This window comes from Phyllobacterium sp. K27 (genome assembly GCF_054796155.1).
In genome coordinates this window covers 1,751,110-1,771,682 of sequence record NZ_CM139240.1, presented here as the reverse complement: position 1 = coordinate 1,771,682, position 20,573 = coordinate 1,751,110, and the positions used below count along the sequence as shown (strand labels likewise).

Here is a 20,573-nt window from a genome sequence, read left to right as displayed (position 1 = left end):
AAGCGCTTGTGCTTTTCATGCCTTCAGGAAAGCGTGGTCGTTTTGCAATCGGCACTCCGATTCTTGATGCCGCCCGCAGTCTCGGCGTTTATGTGGAAAGCGTTTGCGGCGGTCGCGGCATCTGCGGCCGCTGCCAGGTTGAGGTGCAGGAAGGTCACTTTGCCAAACATGGCATTACCTCCTCCAACGATCATATTTCGGAGTTTGGGACCAAAGAACAAAGATACGCGGAAAAGCGTGATCTGAAACAAGGTCGCCGACTTTCATGTTCTGCCACGATCCTTGGCGACCTAGTCGTTGATGTTCCACAAGACGTACAGGTCAATGCGCAGGTTGTGCGCAAAGACGTCGATACGCGTGTTATCGAGCGCAATCCCGCTATCCGCATGTGCTATGTCGAGGTTGAACAGCCTGACATGCATAAACCGCTCGGTGATCTGGATCGGTTAAAAATAGCTCTCGAAAAAGAATGGGGCTTTCACGATATTGATGTCGACACCTATCTTCTAGGCGATGTGCAGAAGATACTGCGTAAAGGGAAATGGGGCGTTACAGCCGCCATACACCACGATGAGGAGACATCACGTCCGACCATGATTGGCCTTTGGCCCGGGCTCAAGAATGAAGCTTATGGCATCGCATGCGATATCGGCTCGACGACGATAGCCATGCATCTTTCGTCGCTTTTGTCGGTCCGCACAATAGCGTCCGCCGGGACATCCAACCCGCAAATTCGCTTCGGCGAGGACCTGATGAGCCGGGTCTCTTATGTCATGATGAATCCCGATGGGCGTGAAGGCATGACAACGGCGGTTCGGACAGCAATTAACGAATTGATCGACAGAGTATGCGCTGAAGGTGACGTTGCGCGCGAAGATATTCTCGACGCTGTTTTCGTTGGCAATCCTATCATGCATCATCTTTTCCTGGGCATTGATCCGACCGAACTTGGTGGAGCACCTTTTGCGCTTGCCGTTTCAGGCGCAGTGCACCTCAAATCATCTGATATTGGGCTCCCGATGAATCCCGGCACGCGCGTTTATATGCTGCCATGCATCGCCGGGCATGTTGGAGCCGACGCTGCAGCGGCAACGCTGGCGGAAGGCCCTCATCGTCAGGATGAGATGATGTTGCTCGTGGATGTGGGGACCAATGCCGAAATCGTTCTGGGCAATCGTCATCGTACGGTGGCTGCCTCCTCACCCACAGGTCCGGCATTTGAAGGCGCAGAAATTTCAGGTGGCCAGCGAGCGGCACCCGGCGCCATTGAACGCGTTCGCATAGACCCCATAACTTTAGAACCACGTTTCCGCGTGATTGGCACAGAGCAGTGGTCGGACGAACCGGGGTTTGATGAGGCTGTGAAGGCCAGTGGTATTACCGGTATTTGCGGCTCTGCTATCATTGAAGTCGTCGCGGAAATGTATCTTTCCGGAATAATCTCTGAAGATGGCGTGATTGACGGTAGCCTTGTTACCAAGTCGCCACGTGTTAAGGCGACTGGCCGGACATTTTCCTATCTTCTGCGTGAAGGCGCGCCGACGATCACCATCACCCAGACAGATGTCAGGGCCATTCAGCTGGCAAAAGCGGCGCTTTACGCTGGAGTTAAGTTGCTTATGGACAAGCTGGGCATCGATCACGTTGATCAGATCAGGTTTGCCGGCGCCTTCGGTTCTTTTATCGATCCAAAATACGCTATGGTTCTCGGCCTTATCCCCGATTGCGAATTGGATAAGGTTCAGGCGGTCGGCAACGCTGCAGGTACTGGTGCACGGATGGCCTTACTCAACCGCAATTATCGCCGCGAAATTGAAGACACCGTTACCCGCATCGAGAAAATTGAAACTGCTCTCGAACCAAAATTTCAAGAACATTTCGTCTATGCAATGGCGATGCCTAATAAGGTAGACCCATTTCCGAAACTGTCTAAGACTATTACCTTGCCCCCACGCAAAAACGTCAGCGAGGATGGCGTTGCGGGCGACGCCACACCGCGCCGTCGTTCACGCGAGGATCGCGCTGCCCGTCGTTCACGCGATTAGAGCAAATTTTGCTACTTTAACAATTTCCGCTATCAAACAACCAAGATGATTGATTCTGGAAATTGCCCCCATGATAGCCTGTTTTGATATCGGTGGATCAGCTATCAAGGGCGCGATAGCTTATTCGCCTGAGGATGTTCGACCGCTACCCAAGGTTCCAACTCCACTGCACGATTTCAATCTGTTTGCTTCGACAATAGAACGAATTGCAGCGGATGGTGGTGCCGACCCCTCCCAACTGATTGCTATATCAATTGCGGGTGTTGTCGATTCGGATACTGGCGTAATCACCTGCGCCAACATTCCGTGCATACATGGTCGTTGCTTGGTTGCCGACCTTAGCGAGAAACTGCAACGGCCTGTTCTCGTGGCTAACGACGCCGACTGTTTCGCTCTATCTGAAGCTGTCGTCGGCGCTGGCTGCGGCCATCGCATCGTCTTTGGTGTCATTTTGGGAACGGGTGTCGGCGGTGGATTGGTCATAAATGGCAAAATTCATGAGGGAGCTGGTGGTTTTGCCGGGGAATGGGGTCATGGTCCTGTTTCGGCTACACTTGCAGGAAATCCACCTGTTTCTGTCCCTCGCTATGCGTGCGGTTGTGGTCAGGTCGGTTGTGTTGATACAGTGGGAGCAGCTCGCGGCATGGAGCGGCTCCATGCACATATTCACGGTACATCACTGGCAAGTACAGAGATTATCGCGGCCTGGAATGCTGGAGATGAGCCAGCAGCGCGAACGATTGATGTTTACATAGATGTCGTCAGCGGGCCATTGGCAATGACTATCAATATAGTCGGAGCTTCAATTGTGCCCGTCGGCGGAGGACTTGCTAATTCTCACGCCCTGATCAGCCGACTGGACCAAGCAGTACGTGCGCGTATCTTGAGGCGCAGTGACAAGCCGCTGGTGATACCGGCAGAACTTAAGATTGAACCTGGCTTGATCGGCGCTGGAGTTCTGGGATTAATGGAACTTCCTACATGACTGTTTTGCTTGAAGTTTGCGTGGACGCCCCTGAAGGATTGGCAGCTGCAATTGAAGGTGGCGCTGATCGTGTAGAGCTTTGTTCAGCACTTGATCTTGGTGGCTTGACGCCAACACCGGGTCTGATCGGACAAGCCACCGCCTCACCAATACCTGTCTATGCGATGATCCGGCCTCGGTCGGGCAATTTTGTATTCAATGAAGCTGACATTGATGCGATGCTTCGCGAAATCGACACTGCTCGGGCGAACGGCCTTGCTGGCGTGGTTTTTGGTGCAAATCTGACCAGCGGGGAGTTGGATCACAGGACGCTTGAACGGTTGATCCAGCAATGCAGTGGACTGGGCGTTACATTGCATCGTGCATTCGATCTCGTACCTGACCTTGCAGACGCTATCGACATGGCCGTCGAACTTGGATTCGAGAGGATACTCACCTCCGGACGCGCGCTTACCTCGCCCGATGGCCTTAATGATTTGCAACAGACGTTTGAACTTGCCAATGGGCGGATAAGTATCATGCCCGGATCAGGTGTTAATATCGGCAATGTCGGGATGCTGCTTGATCGCATTCCGTTCTCGGAGATTCATTCCTCCTGCTCGGTTTCCTCGCCAGTTATCAATGAATCAGCAAGGCGGCTTGGATTTGAAAACGCCTCGCAAAAACAGACTTGCCCGGATCTTGTCAAGGCATTGAAAGACTACTGCCTTAACAGGTAAGCTTGCCCGTACGCTCGTAACCTTCGAAGTAGACGCGAAGATGCTGAGCAACAGCTTTGATATGGGCGCCAGCATTCTTGGCAACGAGCATACCGAGCTTTGACTCCCCAAGCTCCGGCAATCCGTGCTCCGGTCCGAGTTGGACCATATTATCGTCCAGTAAGAACTTGGAGAACGGTGCGACCGCAAGATCGGCAACAATGGCTGCGCGCTGCCCCATCGTATGGGCACTCATATAGGCGACGCGGTAGTCACGCCCCATACTCTCCAATGCCTCAATGGCATTGGCACGCCAGATACAGCCCTCCTCCCACATCGACAATGGTAGCGGATTGCGCTCATGAGCATTACCGCATTTGGCACCAGCCCAGATAATCTTTTCGGTCATCAAGACTTCGATTTCATCAAGCTTCGCCAATGTTTCATTGACATTCACCAGAGTCACGTCGAGACGCTGCTCGTCGAGACGTTTCCGCAAACTATTGCTCTGGTCGATTACCACATCAACTGTCACATCCGGGTGCGACTCGGCAAACCGCTTGAGAACAAATGGAAGCACCCTTTCACCCACATCATCAGGTGCCCCAAGCCGTACAACGCCGGAAACTGTAGGAGCGATGAATTTGGCAACTGTCTCTCGGTTAAGTGAGAGCATACGCTTGGCATAACCCAATAATATCTCGCCGCTGGGCGTTAGTTTCACTGAACGCGCATCGCGCTCCAAAAGCACATGACCGAGAACCTCTTCCAACTTCTTGATCTGCATAGAAACTGCAGATGGCGTTCGAAAGACTGCATTAGCCGCGCTGGAAAAACTGCCAGTTTCGGCAATCATTGCAAATGTGCGCAATACGTCCAGATCCAGGATTGGGATTGGGTGATGCATCGGTGCTGACATGTCGCTACCTCTCAGATCAATTTTTCTTAATTACACCATTAGCTAATTTCGTTTGATTGAACATCAAATAACAGCAATAGTCAAGACATCGAAAGGGAAGCATGAAAGCACCTTTCTTTTTCATAAGGAGAAAGAACATGAGTATTTGCGACGACAGCTATGGCAAAAGAGAGATCGGTTTCTCGGAGCGTATTACGGCTTCCTTCAGCGAGCGAGCACATGGTTTGGCTCGAGCGGTTTTGAACCTACGGGATTCAATTGTTCGCAACCGCAGGTTTCACGCTACGGAAAGTGCACTCGATTCACTACCTGAAGGTATTCGGGAAGATATTGGCTGGCCCGACCTTTATGAGCGCCAAGTGCAGGAATGCAATGAAATGAAACGCCGGTCAAATTAAATGCCTAGTCGACCTGAAAAAGGGAGCAGATAACAAACTATCTGCTCCCTTAAATATTAGTGACATCTGCGCTTTTGCGACACAGGGAGAACCGCTTCCATTTAGAATAATTCTATGGTTGTATCTTAAAAAAGCTCTAGAGACCACGCCCGCCGTCTGAACAAGCTGCTTCAGCTGCGACATGGCCTTAAAGCCAGATACGGGAACATAGGTCAACATGGATCAAGTCGGTCTTACCAAGCGCTCTTTCGTATTTTTTCTTGTCCCGAGTTTCTCGATGATCGCATTTGCGACTGCTATTGAGCCCTTGCGTATTGCCAATCGTATGTTGGGTTATGAAGCGTACCGTTGGCGTCTTGCATCGGTGGATGCAAAGCCAGTAATAGCATCCAATGGTGTTGAATGCGCCGCCAATTCCTCGCTTGAGGACGAGAGGCGTTATTTGACTGGCGAAGATCGCCCATCAATGGTGTTCGTTTGTTCCGGCGTCCATGTTGAAAAATTCCAGAACAAGTCTGTCTTTGCCTGGCTTCGAGAAGAATTCAACCGCGGTGTAGCGGTCGGCGGACTTTGTACAGGTGCGCATATACTGGCTGCTGCCGGCCTGCTCTCAGGCAAGCGCTGCGCCATTCACTGGGAGAATCTGCCCGGCTTTGCAGAAGCCTTTCCTAAAGCTGATGTCTATGCCGATCTCTTTGAGGTCGACGGTAACATCTACACCTGTGCCGGGGGTACTGCCGCACTCGATATGATGCTCAAACTTATCGGCGATGATTTTGGCGATAACATCGTTAACCGCGTTTGCGAGCAGGCACTAACTGATCGTGTCCGCAGCCCGCATGACCGCCAACGTCTACCCCTGCGTGCACGTCTTGGTGTACAAAATTCAAAAGTACTTACCATTATCGAGTTGATGGAAGCTCGACTTTCCGAGCCCCTTTCATTGATTGAAATTGCCGACCATGTCGGTCTGTCACGCCGCCAGATCGAGCGGCTGTTTCGTCAGGAAATGGGACGATCGCCTGCCCGCTACTATCTTGAGATTCGGCTTGATCGTGCGCGGCATCTGCTGATCCAATCGTCGCTGCCTATCGTTGAGGTCGCTGTAGCTTGCGGATTTGTTTCTGCCTCGCATTTCTCGAAATGCTATCGCGAACTATACGGGCGCTCGCCGCAACAGGAGCGCGCGGATCGCAAGCAGCTTATGGCAGCATGAGCCCTCGGCTCAGCGGGCTTCCCAATCCTGCATGCGTCTCTGCCATATTCTCTCTCCGGACTGGCAGTCGTAGTCCTGTTTGTTTTGCGTAAGCCAAACGGGTGGCGTACCTGATGTATGATAATTCACTTCATGTGCGTCGGATGCATTCCCCGCCAGTTCAAGAACAAGCTTGCGCCTAACTGCTTCAGGGAATTGATCCCATGAATTGACTGGAATCATGAAAGCTCCCGGCCCGCCAATGACACAATTGGTGTAATAAACGTCCAGATCTTGCACCGCCCAGTCAGAGTAGAAGTCGCCACGCGTCATAAGTGGGAGTCCATTTATCGTTACGCCCTTTGCAGTGGCCTGATCCCTGGCGTCACGTACTGGACGTCCGTTGTTGTTTGCACCATCTCCTGAAACATCAATGACACGGCGCAAGCCTTTAAATCCGTTGCCATCAAAAAGGGCGACACCAAAGTCGATGGCGCCTGAAATGGACGTTCTGCTCAGCGTCGTTGGAATAGGTCCCGCCAGCAAGGATGTAAATTTTTCCGCTGTTTCTGCACTGTCCACGACCATCCAGGGTACAATGACCCGCTGCGCCGTCGAACCAGCCCATTCGACGTATGTTATGGCAACCTTACCGTGAACACCCTCTTCAATGGCTCGGATCACGTCATTTTGCCGAAGAGCCGCAACATAACCATCTCTCTGAATCTTTTGCTCAAAGCCCTGCATGGAGCGCGATGCGTCAACAGCAAGGACAAGCTCTACATCCACATCAATTTCGTTGGATTGTGAGCGCGCCAAGGAACTGGCCGAGAGCGCCGCCAGTATCAGAAAACCGCCGAGAGTTTTCTTTTGCGATGACATATGGAAAGTGTACCGCAAAATAGAATAACGCAAAGCGGGTTTGCATCTGTTCACGCGCAGTTGAATGAACACAAAAGAAAATGGCGCCCAATGGGCGCCATTTTAGATCTCTCAGCGAGGCATTAGGCTTTCAACCGTTCATTCTCTGTATCGAACGGTGATTCCGGTATCACTGTGGCCTTGTGAGTCTTGCCAAGAATCTTGATCTCAAGTTCTGTACCCAAAGCTGAATATTCCGGCTTAACCATACCAAGGGCGAGGCTCTTGCCCAAGCGCCAACCGTAAGTACCGTGAGTCGCACGTCCAACAAGCTCGCCTTTGGAATAAATTGGCTCACTGCCCTTTGCATCTACATCAGATACACCAGGAACATGCACTTCAAGTGTAACGAAGTTCCATTTCAAGCCGTCTTCACGTGCCTTCACGACAGCATCACGACCAATGAAATCACCCTTGTTTGGATGAACAAACCGATCAAGGCCACTTTCAAAAGCATTGTATTCAATGGATAATTCGCGTGGAATGAGACGATAGGACTTTTCTACGGCCATTGCAGTCATTGCGCGGATGCCAAACGGCTTGATGCCGAACTCTGCACCAGCTTCAAGCAGCATTTCGTAGATAGCACTTTGTTGTTCAATCGGGTGATGCAACTCCCAACCGAGTTCCCCAACGAAATTAACGCGCAAGGCATGGGCCGTAGCAGTGCCGACACTTATTTCTTTACCCGACAGCCAAGGGAATGCCTCATTGGAAAGATCGGCACGTGTCAGCTTTTGCAGAACCTTGCGGCTGTTTGGTCCAGCGAGAACTAAAACCCCATAGGCGGATGTGAGAGGACGCAGTGATACAGAGCCGTCGGCCGGCAACAGCTTGTAGAGATAATCATGATCGTGATTCTCATAAGCGCCAGCAGAGACCAAATAGAATTTGCCGGGTATCCACTCATAGACAGTGAACTCGGAGCGGACACCGCCCTGTTTTGTTAGAAGATGGCAAAGTGCAATGCGCCCCTGTTTCTTGGGAATGCGATTGGCCAGAATTGAATCAAGCCATTGGCGTGCATTTGGGCCAGACACCTCAATCTTGGCGAACGCTGACATATCAAGCAGGCCAACATTGTTGGTCACATTTTTAATCTCGTGGCCGACATGTTCGAAATAATTGGAACGGCGGAATGACCACAATTCCTTTACTTTGCCATCTACGGGCTTGGGATGATTATGATTCATCAGGACATCGGGCTTGTCCAGCTTTGCGACATCAAGCTCGTAGTCTTTTGGTGCAAACCAGTTGGCGCGTTCCCAGCCATAGACGGTACCGAACACTGCCCCCAACTCCTTCTGGCGTTCATAAGTGGGCGAGCGCTTCAAGGGGCGCGCTGCACCGCGTTCTTCATCTGGATAATGAACCGAAAAGACTTCTGCATAGGCCTCTTCGTTCTTTTCTTTAAGGTAGCCCTCAGTCGCATAAGGACCAAAGCGTCTTGGATCGACACCCATCATGTCGATCGACGGTTCACCTTCGACAATCCACTCTGCCAATTGCCAACCAGCACCACCAGCCGCAGTCACGCCGAAAGAATGGCCCTCATTGAGCCAGAAATTCTTCAGGCGTGGTGCAGGTCCAATAATGGGCGAGCCATCCGGCGTATAAGCAATAGCGCCATTATAGACCTTCTTGATACCCACTTCGCCAAAAGCAGGGACGCGTGCAATCGCTGTTTCGATGTAGGGTTCGAGTCTGTCCAGATCTTCCTGAAATAATTCGTACTCGCTACCATCGGAGGGCCCATCAACATAACATACCGGAGCGCCGCGCTCATATGGCCCCAGCAGCAGACCGCCATTTTCTTCGCGCATGTACCAGGAGCTGTCACTTTCACGTAGAACGCCCATCTCCGGCAAACCTTGTGCCTTGCGCTCAACAATAGCGGGATGGGGTTCTGTGACAATGTATTGGTGTTCAACCGGAATTACTGGCACGTCGAGCCCAACCATTTTACCGGTCTTGCGCGCAAAATTGCCGGTCGCAGAAACAACATGATCCGCGGTGATGTCGCCCTTATCTGTCTTCACCAGCCATTTATCCGACGGCAACTGCTCAATGCCGAGCACAGTCGTATAACGGTAGATCGTTGCGCCACGGTCGCGTGCACCTTTGGCAAGTGCTTGCGTCAGATCCGCTGGCTGAATGTATCCATCTTCCGGGTGCTGAATCGCGCCGAGAATTCCGTCCATTTCCGCAAGAGGCCAAATCTCCTTGATCTGCTCAGGAGTAAGCAGTTTCACCGGCACACCGATCGTCTCAGCAACACCGGCATAATACATATACTCGTCCCAACGATCCTTGGTGCGGGCAAGGCGAATATTGCTACAATTGGTAAAACCGACATTCATGCCGGTTTCTTTCTCTAATTCCTGATAAAATTTCACTGAGTATTTGTGAATCTGGCCAACCGAATAGCTCATATTGAACAATGGCAACAAGCCAGCAGCATGCCAAGTGGAACCAGAAGTCAGCTCTTTCCGTTCGATCAGAACAACGTCGCTCCAACCCTTTTTGGCCAGGTGATAAAGTGTTGAGACACCCACCACACCACCGCCGATAACGACAACACGCGCCTCAGTTTTCATTGTATACTATCCTTTGGTATCGATCGATGGCTCGAACGGCATCTGGTATATTTCGGCACTATGCCGTTCTGTTGCCTGATTGCTAAGGCCTGTTTGCGACATGCCCAAAACATGCCGCGACGCACGGTAAAACGCCAGCGGCTAATCTTAAAGACATGAGCATCACACGCTCAATTTAACGTAATATGGAGAACTGGCAGCTAATCATAACCCGATGAGTGAACGAGCTGAAGCGTAAGTACATGGCAGATCTAACAATTGGCAGTGAGAAACGATCTTCATGGCTTCTTTCGCCACTAAGCTTGTTGGTGGTAGTTCTAATTGTTCTTTGTGTCCTTTTGAGCTTACCGCTCATTATTCCAATCGGCCCCATGTATTGGGACACTTATATATATCTCGATGCGGCACAACGGCTAAAGCTCGGTCAAATTCCCGCCGTCGATTTTCAAACCCCCGTCGGTGCCTTGGAGTATTATCAATTTTATTGGTTACAGACGCTCTTTCCCGGCGGTCAGCCGACATTGCTGGCACAGTGGTCCGTTCTCATATCTGCCGCACCTCTGATGGCGGCTGTCACCACCATTATAAATAAGGACAATCGCAAGACAGCGATGGTAATTCTTATCCCATTCCTGATCTTTGCGCTCTGCCCCATGAACACTCAAACCTTCCATTCATACCCGGGCGTGAGTGGATTTGGCATTTACAACCGCCACACGTCGCTCCTGCTTTATATCCTGACAAGCGCTCTGATATTTTTGCCAAGAGGCCGCGCCTTAGCCATTATTGCAGCACTGACAATGCTCGCGCTTTTCTTCACCAAGATTACCGGATTTCTTGCGGGCGGGTTGATTGGCCTTTTCGCCGTGCTCGCAGGTCGATTCCTGTTGCGCCATCTGCTTATGGCACTCGCAGTTTTCATGATTGCATTGGCTGGACTTGAACTAAACGACGGTATGGTATCGGCCTATATCGCCAATATTATTGCACTCGTCAGTTTGAATGAAGGACTGTTGATTTCGCGTTTTCTAACAGTCTTCTCGATCAAACTTGATGTCATACTGGCTGCAACCAGCCTCATCCTCTGTTTGTTTTGGCTCGAACGCCGTGACTATTCCATGAGCACCGCATTTCAGGGACGCACATTCTTTCTTGATCGGGATTGGCTATGGGTCGGCGTCATCATGGTTGCCGGAACATTTCTTGAGACCCAAAACACCGGCAGCCAAGAGTTCATTTTCCTTTGGCCGATCTTGCTGACAATACTTTATAAGGCAACAGCACTAACCGAGAGACATCGCCTGATCGTCTACTGCCTTGTCGCTCTGACAGCAATTCCCACGACGACAAAGGTTCTCCACGGCACTTTGCGTTTTATCGCTGTTGCCCCCAATTATATCCCTGCCCCGGTATCTGAGTTAAGGACCATGGGGCTGGTTTCGACGCGTACGGATATAATGGAACGAGCTCTTCTGCTGGAAAACCATTATACGCAGAACGTTACGTCGTATCAGCAGCTGGCTGATGCAGGGCAATTGCCTAGCTGGCGGTTCTATGCCGAACTTGATTATCAGATGTACTGGCTATTATCGGTCGACCATGCGGTCAAAGCCATCAAGCAATTTGAAACGACATACAATATCCGACTCAATAGCTTGATGAATCTTGATTTCACCGATCCATTTCCCTGGATATTGAATCGGGATGCCACGCGATATATTCAAATTGGCGCAGATCCGTTCCGCACAGTGGGAACGCTTACGCCCTTGGTGGAAGCTTCTGTTCGCGCCACTGATGGTGTGCTACGACCAGCTTGTCCGACAACTACAGCGCGGCGTTACCTACAAGACATCTATGGAAAAGCGCTGGACGATCGAACAATCATCAAACTCAATGATTGTTGGGATCTTTTACTTCGGCCAGGCATCAAAACATTGAGTCAATGAAAAGCCGAACTGAGCCGGCTTTTCTCGTATGAACGTTCTATTTTACCTGGGCTTTCACGAAGTCCCTCACGATGCGCACAATACCACGTGAAAGAACCTCGTCGAGCGCCTTGACGAACTCATCCACGTGCTCACGGCCACAGATCAGCGGAGGCTCCAGTCGGACAACGTTGCGGTTGTACTCCGTGAAGGCAACCAGCACGCCGTGGTCTCGCAAGAGATGACTTCCAATAAAGCCGGGAAGCGAACCTTTAAGCTTGTCGTCAAGCACCGCCAATACCGGGCGCAACATGACGGGAACGGTTTTAGAAAAGTCATGGAACTCCAGCCCGACCATAAGGCCCTTGCCGCGGACGTCCTTGATCATAGCCGGATATTTGGCTTTCAGCCGCTCCAGCTTGCCCAGAAGATAGTCACCCATTGCAGCTGAGTTTTCGATCAGATGCTCATCATAGAGAATATTTATCGCTTCAATCGACGTTACACATGCTTCGCCGATACCTCCGAAAGTGGCCATCGCATGAATCATAGCGGTCTTCGGCGTGCCATAGGCTTTCATATAGACTTCGCGCCGGGCGATCATTGCCCCGACTGCCGCTTTGCCCCCACCGAGCGACTTGGCCAATGCAGTAACATCCGGAACGACGCCTGCATGTTCAAAAGCATAGAATTTGCCGGATCGGCCAAACCCGCATTGAACTTCGTCGGCAATCCAAAGCACGCCATATTGATCGCAAAGCGCCCGTAGTTTTTGCCAATATTCAGTCGGAGCCTGAATGATACCGCCACCACCCTGAATCGTTTCCAGAACAATGGCACCAATCTCGGAATCCGATTTAAATGCATTCTCGACGGCATTGATGTCGCCGAACGGCACGCGGATCGCGTTATCAACCAACTTGAATTCGCCCCGGTAAAGCGAACCGTCAGTAATTGACAGGACTCCCTTGGTCTTGCCGTGGAATGAGTTCTCGGCATAGACGATTTTAGGCTTCTTTGGGCCCGCAGCCCGCTCGGCAACTTTGATTGCCGCTTCCATCGCTTCGGAACCTGACGAGCCAAGAAAAACCATATCCAGATCACCTGGCGAACATGCTGCCAGATTATGAGCGAGGGCACTGGCATATTGCGACATGAAAGCGATCGCAATTTCCTGCCGTTTCTCATCTTGAAATTTCTTGCGTACTTCTACGATCCTCGGATGGTTATGGCCGAATGCAAGCGATCCAAATCCTCCAAAGAAGTCGAGGATCGCCCGACCGCTTTGGTCGTAATAGTACATGCCTTCCGCACGCTCGATTTTAATCTTGTGAAAACCTAACAGCTTCATGAAGTGCAGCTGTCCCGGGTTGAGATGCTTTGTAAAGATTTCTGTCATGCGCGGCAAAGTCATCGCCTTGGCATCATCGACCGATAACAGGTTTGGCCTGGTCACCGCCGTACTGGTGCTTGTCATTTCTTGTGCCTTGCTCATCGCCATCCCCGTTAATGCGCCGCCATTGGCGCAGCTTTGCCTTCTTTCACAAGCCTATATTCTTTATAGGCCGCAATCAGCATGTCCTCGTCGCGATGCTTTGGAATCCAGCCCAATTGCCTTTCGGCCTTCGAAACATCGAGCACACACATCTCATCAGCGATCAGATATTGCTCGGGATCCATGATGGGCATATTGATCATGTCAAAGAAATCAAGTGTGCGTTTCACCGCCCAAGCCGGCGTTGGTACAAGCAACGATTTGGAACCAGCGAACTTTACAAGATCACCCAGTAGCTTACGCACTGGCGGAGGATTGAGGGAGCCGAGATTGTAAGCCTCGTTCGGAACACCTGCTTTCCAACCGGCATAGGCTGCATCTGCACAATCAAACACGGAAATGAACTGATAAGGGTTCTTTCCAGAACCGATCATGGGGACCGGCAAATTGTAATCAACCAGCTTAAAAAGCTTTTCAAGAATACCAAGTCGACCGGGGCCAATAATCAGGCGGGGTCGAAACAGTGAGATATTCATTCCCCGCGTGCGCCACTCGGCCGCCAGTTCCTCCGTCTTCCATTTCGACAAACCATATTCGCCAAGTGGTGCAGCCGGATGTTCCTCGGTTTGCGGCCAGACATATGTATGACCGTAGATCATATCCGTGGTGTAATGCACCAGCTTACTGGCACCAGCACTGTCCAGTGCCTGAATGATATTTTCTGTGCCGTAATAGTTCACGGGAAAGAAGAAATCATGACGCTTGGCTCTGACCTGTAACGGCGACAGCATTTTCGCTGACAGGTTGTACACCATGTCATCGGCTTTAATGCCGACCTTCGCGATTGCACTTGTGTCCGTAACATCACATTGCACGAACTGGACATCGCCATAGTGTGGCAAGCTACTCTTGACGATATCGGCAACAATGACTTCCTCGCCTTCTGCAGCAAGCTTCGGTGCCAGGTGCCGCCCAACAAATCCGTCTCCACCAAAAATTATGTGTCTCATAGGGTCGGGTCCACTTACGATGGTGTGTTTAAGGTTGAAGGTTTTTCGATTTGCGGGACTGAAGTATCTCCATGCCCACCTTGTGCGATAAGGATCGTTCCAACCATGATGAATGCGATCCCTGCGATCTTGTATGTCCCAAGCTCCTCCTTGAACAACACCCATGCGATGACCGCTACAATTACATAGGCAAGGCTCAGAAATGGATAAGCGAAGGAAAGATCAACCTTGGAAAGCACAAAGAGGTGAGACGCCATAGAAATGACGAACATGAAAAGCCCGGCAAATACCCAAGGATTGAACACAATCTGAAACACACGTTGTATAATCGTGTCGGCACTGAAGCTTATTGGCCCCAAGCTGAGCATTCCATATTTTAGCAAGACCTGCGCAGCTGCGTTTGTCACCACCGTAAACAAAATAAACGGGATATATTTAATCATTGAATTGCCCCTTATTCTCTGATGAATAACAACCCGGTCTTGAGAACACACCAAGCACTTTGTTAAAGTTTGATGCTTTCATCACATTGCTTCGGCCAATGCAGTCCGCCGCCAGAAATTCGAATTGATTTCTGGATCACGTTCCTGTTCAAGCGCCTTCCAGCGCGCAAAGCCCGCTTTGAAAACCGCGGGACTCATGCGCTGATCCTTATAAGGATTAACCCTTCCCCCATTCGAAACCGTCATTCGGTCCAACTCAGCCAGCAAGGCAAGCGTGCGGGATCCACGATTGGGAAAATCTACTGTGAGAGTATAGCCCGCTTGCGGAAAAGACAGGATACCGGGAGATTTGATGTCGCTGAATCTTTTCAATACGGTGAGAAAAGAACTCTGTCCGGCATCACGCGTCGCTTTCAACATCATTGGGATTATTGATTGTGCTGCTTCGTCTGGAAGAACACTTTGATGTTGAAACAAACCAGCCCTGCCATAAAGCCTGTTCCAATGTAACACCTGATCGAGCGGATAAAAGAAGCTTTGATTGCTGTTCAGATGCGGCTTCTGCTGACGCCCCTTGAGATTATAGTAAGCGGCATTGAACAGCTTAAGACTGGGATAATTCAAGACTGACACAGGAAGGTCAAACGGTACACTCAGCCGACCGGCTTTTGCATTCGTCGTGAAATTGCCATTGTCAGCATGATTACCGCTTATGAGAACGCCTCTTCCGGCATTTGCACCAGAGCTGAGTTGATCAACCCAAGCAACGGCATATTCGTTGTCCGTATCAGCTTGTATGGCAAGTCCGAAATACTCATCCAGATTTTTGAAGGGTCGTATACGTTCTACGACATCCAGGGACCCCACCTTCATAAGCCGGACGGTCGCACTAAGGATAATTCCGGTCAGGCCCAAACCACCGATCGTTGCCTCAAACAGCCGCGAGTTCACTTTGGTTGAGCATTCGATCGTCGAGCCATCTGATCTGAGAAGTTCAAAGCGCTCGACGTGACAACCAAATGTTCCGCGTCGATGATGGTTTTTGCCGTGTACGTCGTTCGCAATCGCTCCGCCTAGAGTAACAAAGCGTGTACCTGGCGTAACCGGCAGAAAATAGCCGTGCTCTGCTCCGATGACTATAATGGTAGAAAGCATCATTCCAGCTTGCGCGGTCAGAAGGCCACTCTTGGCGTCAAACTCAATAAGCTGGTCGCCTGCGCGCATATCGACCAGCATTCCTTCATCATTGTGACAAGAATCGCCGTAGGACTTCCCATTGCCAAACGCAAGAAAACCGCCCGGCCCGTAACATTGTCTGGCAAAAAGCTTCCGTGCTTCCTCAATTGGAATGGCCTCACGTTGACGCCTGTCGATCAATCCGAAGCTGTTATAAATTCTGGTCACGAGCGCATGCCGCCATAAAGAAGAAGAGCGGCTCCAATAGCTATAACGATCTGACTTCGCCAATCCGATATAATGAAAACAACCGGATCATCATGCATTTCACCTCGATGGGCCAATATCCAGATACGGATGTTGAGGTAGAGCACGATGGGACACAGCGGCCAGATCATCCACGGATAGGCGTAAAGGCGCACGACTGCGTCGCTATCTACATATAGTGCCAGAACGAGAGCAGCGGCAAACGCCGAAGCGACGCCGCATTGTGCGATAAGATCACGATCGGCGCGGCGATATCCCCTACCCGCAATGCGGTTGTTTTCTTCAACCACCGAGTTTTGTAATTCCACGTATCTCTTGACCAGCGCCAGCGATAAAAAGAAGAACGACGAAAACGCCAATAGCCAGAATGAGCCTTCGGTTTGATTTGCTGCTGCACCAGCAAGGATACGCAAGGTATAGAGCCCTGCGAGGGTAAAAACATCAATCAGCAACATTCGCTTTATCGAGATAGAATATGCGGTGGTCGCGACCAGGTAACCGACAAGAACGGCACCAAATGTCCAGTGCAATTGCGATGCGAACGAGCCTGCTATCAATATAAGTGACGCAGCAACAATGAGGCCAAAACGAATCGAAAACGCCCCACTGGCGAAGACGCGATTTTTCTTGCGAACATGCTGGCGATCAAGCGGAAGGTCAAACAAATCATTGACGATGTAAATTGCTGAGGCTGCAGCAGAAAATGCAAAGAACGCAAAGATGGAATTTACAATTACCTGCCCTTCCATCAACACATGGTCCAACGCGGCGGGGACAAAAATCAACGTGTTCTTCAGCCATTGATGCGCTCGAAGCATCTTCAGGAATGTTTTGAAGTCTGTTTTGGGTGCTTCAAACAGCCGTGCAGAATGCGTTTGCTGCCATTTGCGTGCGGCTCGATCCGGCGCCACCACAATGACCTCACTCGCTGCATCGAAAACGGGCAGATCAGCACGACTGTTTCCAGCATAAGCAAACTTCACATTACCATAGGTCTCTAATAGAAATGCTGTTTTGTGTGCCGTCAGATTGTGAATGGCATCTGTCGCATATACCGCGTCGAATATCCCGAGGTGATCAGCGATATCATCAGCAAAACTACGAGCTGACCCGGTGGCGAGAACCAATCTGCGGCCTTGGTCGCGCTGTTGTCTCAGATAAGCAATAAACTCAGGCCGATAGGGTAGCGTTGCGGGATCGACAGTAACGCGCAGTGATATCTGATGTTTGAGATTTGCTTTTCCCTTAAGTAGCCAAACGGGAAAAAGAAAAAAGTAAAGTATATTCTTCTTAAGTAATTGAAATACACTTTCCCAAAGAAGATCGGTCGCTATCAGCGTGCCATCGAGGTCTACCACCAAGTCCAAAACATTGTTACTGGAACGAGAATCTACCACCATAATTTCCTAAAGTCCTGTCCCAGACGGGCCAGTCACATTATGCATTGATGCAGTGCTTACTGGAAAAGATGAAAGGAAGAATGAACTTATTTGGTAACGACTACCTCTATTTAGAAAGTAATAATGACAGTAAATCAACCATTATAGACCGGTTGAGGAACTCAGCCGGTCTATAGAATGGCTATTAAAATTACAGTATCTACTTGATTGTGGCCTTACCGTCTTTGATCTCGACGGTTTCGCCACCGGTCAATGCTTCACGGTCACCATTGGAAAATGTGACGAAGCAGCCGTTGCTGCAAAATTCGACAGTCTCTCCCGCCCCCACTTGGAGTTCGGTTTTGCTGGAACCCTCGGTAACAACAATCGTCTGAGCAGATGAATCACCATTTGTGACACTGGCGGCAAAAGCCGCCCCCGCCGAGATGGCACTCATAAGAATAGCAATAACAAACTTGTTCATATCCGCTCCGGTGTCGCCACCGCCCCTGTTATCAAGAGCCAAATTCTGCCCTTTTCACAAACAGTTATAGCGGCAACAAACTGAACGGCAACTGAACACTCCGTTATTTTGCCTTTGTTCAACTAAAGTCTAAATAGACTAGGCGTCCGTCTTCTTCATCTCTGCTTTGATACGACCAACCATAAGATCAATGAATGCATCCGTTTTCTCTACGTTAATATTCAGATCGCGAACGGGAAACGGTATCTCAATTCCCTCTTCAGCAAAACGAGCAACAATAGCAAACCGAATATCATTCTGAACTGAGCCAGTATTGGACAGATCTGCGAGATGGATACGCATTTCGAAATCCATGGACGAATCCGAAAATGCTTTGAATGCTATGAAGGGTTCGGGATTCTTTAGAACCAAAGGATGCGCGCGTGCAATTTCCATCAGCAGGTCATGAACACGTCTGGGATCGGATTTGTAGGCAACCCCAATCAGAATGTCCACCCGGCCCAATTTATTGCGGTGCGTCCAATTTCCCACATTTCCGTTTATGAATGACGAATTCGGAATGATGATTGACTGGCGTTGAAATGTCTCGACCTCTGTCGCGCGAACACTGATCTTCTTGACAATTCCGGCGACTCCAGCCGTTTCGATCCAATCCCCTACCTTGAAGGGACGCTCCGCCAGAAGAATAAGACCGGAAACGAAATTGGACACGATTGCCTGCATGCCAAAACCGATACCCAGCGAAAGGCCGCCCGCGACCAAAGCGAGGCTTGAAAGATTAATCCCCGCAGCTGAAATACCGATGACACCGGCTATACCAAGTCCAAGATAACCAACTGCGGTACGGATCGAATTGCGTACGCCCGAGTCAAGTTTACCGCGTGCCATGACCTTTGTATCAAGCCACCCCTGAAACCAGCGCGTAAAGACATAGAACAATGCAAACAGCAAAACGCCCATGGCAATCGCCACAAGCGAGATATTGACGGAGCCGATCTGAAAGCCAGTGGCGATATTGATGAACCATGCTGTCATTTCGCTCCACTGGAAGCCCCATAACAGCAATATAACCGGTATGCCCAACAGAAGAACGAACACATAGATAACGATACTGGCAGCAAGGCCGAGCTGGTCCAACGTCGTTTCATCCATACCAAAACGAGTTTGAATCGCTCTACCGAACACTGTGCTTGATAAAGCGTTCTCATCTGAAACGGCACGAGCGGTCAGAAAGCCCAGATACATTGTAACAACGACTGCGCCATTGATTACGACTTGCTGCGAAACGAAACGCGCAAGCCCGATATAGCCAAATAGCGCAGCAACAACTGGTAACAATGCAATAATGTAGAGCGAGTAGCTTATCGTCTTGGGCCATGGCTTGACCTTGCCGGTTTCCTCATCTTCCAGCGGTTTTAGCAAGGCGATGGAAAAGATCAGAAGGCCAACCAAGATAGTGGCAAAGAGGCTTTTGGCGACAGTCAAAGACAGAGGCGAGGTTGCAATCTGATTGATCGTACCTGCCAGATAATCCAGGCCCGTAATGGTTGCGGTCGCCGTTATCAGCACCATTAGTACGCGACCTGGGCGAGGAGCAACTCGCACAAGGCGCCAATTGGGCGCGCCTGGACAGATAACGGCCTGCGCTAACACATGAACAAAATAGACGATCCCGATAACGCTGAACAAAGTGTAAAACAGAGAAGCAATGTCTTCTCTGAGCACATTAAAGTAATCGAGAAAGAAATAGGTGGTGGCAAGGAAAACCACGACCGTCAGAGAGCGCATAAGAGTGGACCAAAACGCCACCGCCAATCGGCTAAGATAAGAGGGTGTCTCGACCGTTGCATCGCGCAAATAAAGATGCCCCAACGCTCGCTGTCCGCCAATTAACAACACCAAGGCTGTTACAGCAGCCATTGCTGCGGCCGCTAGCATAGATTGCCATTTGAATGCGATAACAAAGCGCCACCATGATGATATGCGCTGGTTCATCGTTTGCAGCTCGCGGCCGTAAGCTTCTGCCACTTCGCTTCCAAGCGAATAATTTATGTCTACGCGTTGAGACAACGTACTCGCAAAAAGCTCACGCCGGGCATCGCTGATGGCATCAACCATTTTGTTGACTGCGATCAATTGATCTTCAGTTTCTCCAAGAACAGCATTGATTTCAGCTTTTTCGGTTGCCAGCCTTGTTCGCTCGTCCGTGACAATCTGCGCTTCGGCTGGCTGCCCTTGCACTGGAGGCTGTCCCAATTGTTCTAGTCGCGAATTGATCTCGATCAGACGGGGACGAAATGAAACACCAATTTCAAGAAGCTTCCTGGCTGTCCCCTCCAACTCAAGGCGAAGATCTGCCAGTGCCGCATCTGCGTCAGCCTTGTCCTTGAATTTCTGCTGATAAGTCGAGATCTGCTTCTTTAGATTATCGATGAGGGGGCGTTTCTCAGCAGCGATACCAGAGCTAGCGGCAGCCGGTTGCTCAAGAGTCTGGGCCCATGCCGGATGCACTTGCGTCGCGACGACGAAAAACATTGCGAAGGCGAGAATAATTTGCCGAAATGAAGAAATCACAGGTTCAAATCCATGCAGGGAGAGTTTCATGGTCGACTTGCCCCCTCATCTCGGCACAATCA

General features: G+C 50.5%; 16 protein-coding genes. 6 read left to right on the top strand and 10 right to left on the bottom strand.

All coding sequences use genetic code 11. The annotated features are described in order from the left end of the window. The first annotated feature begins 17 nt into the window (after nt 1-17). The 3 genes from ACYJL1_RS08570 (at nt 18) to ACYJL1_RS08560 (ending at nt 3,749) form a co-directional block, all read left to right on the top strand. Nucleotides 18-2,045, top strand: a complete 2,028-nt coding sequence (locus ACYJL1_RS08570) for an ASKHA domain-containing protein (protein WP_460897977.1) — start codon at nt 18-20, stop codon at nt 2,043-2,045. 70 nt (nt 2,046-2,115) lie between these two features. Further along, nucleotides 2,116-3,030 (top strand): ROK family protein, encoded by a 915-nt coding sequence (locus tag ACYJL1_RS08565; protein WP_460895019.1) that lies wholly within the window; start codon nt 2,116-2,118, stop codon nt 3,028-3,030. After that, nucleotides 3,027-3,749, top strand: a complete 723-nt coding sequence (locus ACYJL1_RS08560; RefSeq protein WP_460895018.1) for a copper homeostasis protein CutC — start codon at nt 3,027-3,029, stop codon at nt 3,747-3,749. Before ACYJL1_RS08565 ends, ACYJL1_RS08560 begins: the two co-directional genes overlap by 4 nt. Here the strand turns inward: ACYJL1_RS08560 and ACYJL1_RS08555 are convergent. Further along, on the bottom strand, nt 3,739-4,647 hold the full coding sequence (locus ACYJL1_RS08555) for a LysR family transcriptional regulator (RefSeq protein ID WP_460895017.1): 909 nt from the start codon (nt 4,645-4,647) through the stop codon (nt 3,739-3,741). The two genes, ACYJL1_RS08560 and ACYJL1_RS08555, sit on opposite strands and share 11 nt — an antisense overlap. 101 nt (nt 4,648-4,748) lie before the next feature. On the opposite strand from ACYJL1_RS08555, the gene ACYJL1_RS08550 reads away from it, so the two are divergent. Together ACYJL1_RS08550 and ACYJL1_RS08545 are read left to right on the top strand one after the other, a co-directional pair. Then, nucleotides 4,749-5,045 (top strand): hypothetical protein, encoded by a 297-nt coding sequence (locus tag ACYJL1_RS08550; RefSeq protein ID WP_460895016.1) that lies wholly within the window; start codon nt 4,749-4,751, stop codon nt 5,043-5,045. A gap of 217 nt (nt 5,046-5,262) precedes the next feature. Then, nucleotides 5,263-6,261 carry a GlxA family transcriptional regulator gene (locus ACYJL1_RS08545; RefSeq protein WP_460895015.1) on the top strand — a complete coding sequence of 333 codons (999 nt, stop codon included), beginning with the start codon at nt 5,263-5,265 and terminating at the stop codon, nt 6,259-6,261. Between the two features lie 9 nt (nt 6,262-6,270). Here ACYJL1_RS08545 and ACYJL1_RS08540 read toward each other — a convergent pair whose 3' ends face one another. Together ACYJL1_RS08540 and ACYJL1_RS08535 are read right to left on the bottom strand one after the other, a co-directional pair. Beyond that, nucleotides 6,271-7,122 (bottom strand): DUF1194 domain-containing protein, encoded by an 852-nt coding sequence (locus tag ACYJL1_RS08540; protein WP_460895014.1) that lies wholly within the window; start codon nt 7,120-7,122, stop codon nt 6,271-6,273. A 122-nt stretch (nt 7,123-7,244) separates the two neighbouring features. Continuing rightward, complete coding sequence (locus ACYJL1_RS08535) at nt 7,245-9,758, bottom strand: GcvT family protein (RefSeq protein ID WP_460895013.1); 2,514 nt, start codon at nt 9,756-9,758, stop codon at nt 7,245-7,247. A gap of 242 nt (nt 9,759-10,000) precedes the next feature. Between ACYJL1_RS08535 and ACYJL1_RS08530 the strand changes: the two genes are divergently transcribed. Beyond that, nucleotides 10,001-11,704 (top strand): hypothetical protein, encoded by a 1,704-nt coding sequence (locus ACYJL1_RS08530; RefSeq protein WP_460895012.1) that lies wholly within the window; start codon nt 10,001-10,003, stop codon nt 11,702-11,704. 37 nt (nt 11,705-11,741) lie between these two features. Here ACYJL1_RS08530 and ACYJL1_RS08525 read toward each other — a convergent pair whose 3' ends face one another. From ACYJL1_RS08525 to ACYJL1_RS08495, 7 genes are all read right to left on the bottom strand, one after another. Next, nucleotides 11,742-13,178: an aspartate aminotransferase family protein gene (locus ACYJL1_RS08525; RefSeq protein WP_460895011.1), complete on the bottom strand. Its 1,437-nt coding sequence runs from the start codon at nt 13,176-13,178 to the stop codon at nt 11,742-11,744. Nucleotides 13,179-13,189: 11 nt separating this feature from the next. Continuing rightward, nucleotides 13,190-14,188 (bottom strand): NAD-dependent epimerase/dehydratase family protein, encoded by a 999-nt coding sequence (locus ACYJL1_RS08520; protein WP_460895010.1) that lies wholly within the window; start codon nt 14,186-14,188, stop codon nt 13,190-13,192. 14 nt (nt 14,189-14,202) lie between these two features. Beyond that, nucleotides 14,203-14,628 (bottom strand): EamA family transporter, encoded by a 426-nt coding sequence (locus tag ACYJL1_RS08515; RefSeq protein WP_460897976.1) that lies wholly within the window; start codon nt 14,626-14,628, stop codon nt 14,203-14,205. A gap of 84 nt (nt 14,629-14,712) precedes the next feature. Continuing rightward, a complete protein-coding gene (locus ACYJL1_RS08510) occupies nt 14,713-16,035 on the bottom strand; it encodes an FAD-binding oxidoreductase (protein ID WP_460895009.1) in 1,323 nt (440 codons plus the stop codon). Further along, nucleotides 16,032-17,474 carry a UbiA family prenyltransferase gene (locus ACYJL1_RS08505; RefSeq protein ID WP_460895008.1) on the bottom strand — a complete coding sequence of 481 codons (1,443 nt, stop codon included), beginning with the start codon at nt 17,472-17,474 and terminating at the stop codon, nt 16,032-16,034. The genes ACYJL1_RS08510 and ACYJL1_RS08505 overlap by 4 nt, the downstream gene beginning before the upstream one ends. Before the next feature lie 199 nt (nt 17,475-17,673). Then, nucleotides 17,674-17,937, bottom strand: a complete 264-nt coding sequence (locus tag ACYJL1_RS08500) for a hypothetical protein (protein ID WP_460895007.1) — start codon at nt 17,935-17,937, stop codon at nt 17,674-17,676. Between the two features lie 138 nt (nt 17,938-18,075). Next, nucleotides 18,076-20,541 (bottom strand): mechanosensitive ion channel family protein, encoded by a 2,466-nt coding sequence (locus ACYJL1_RS08495; protein ID WP_460895006.1) that lies wholly within the window; start codon nt 20,539-20,541, stop codon nt 18,076-18,078. Nucleotides 20,542-20,573 lie beyond the last annotated feature (32 nt).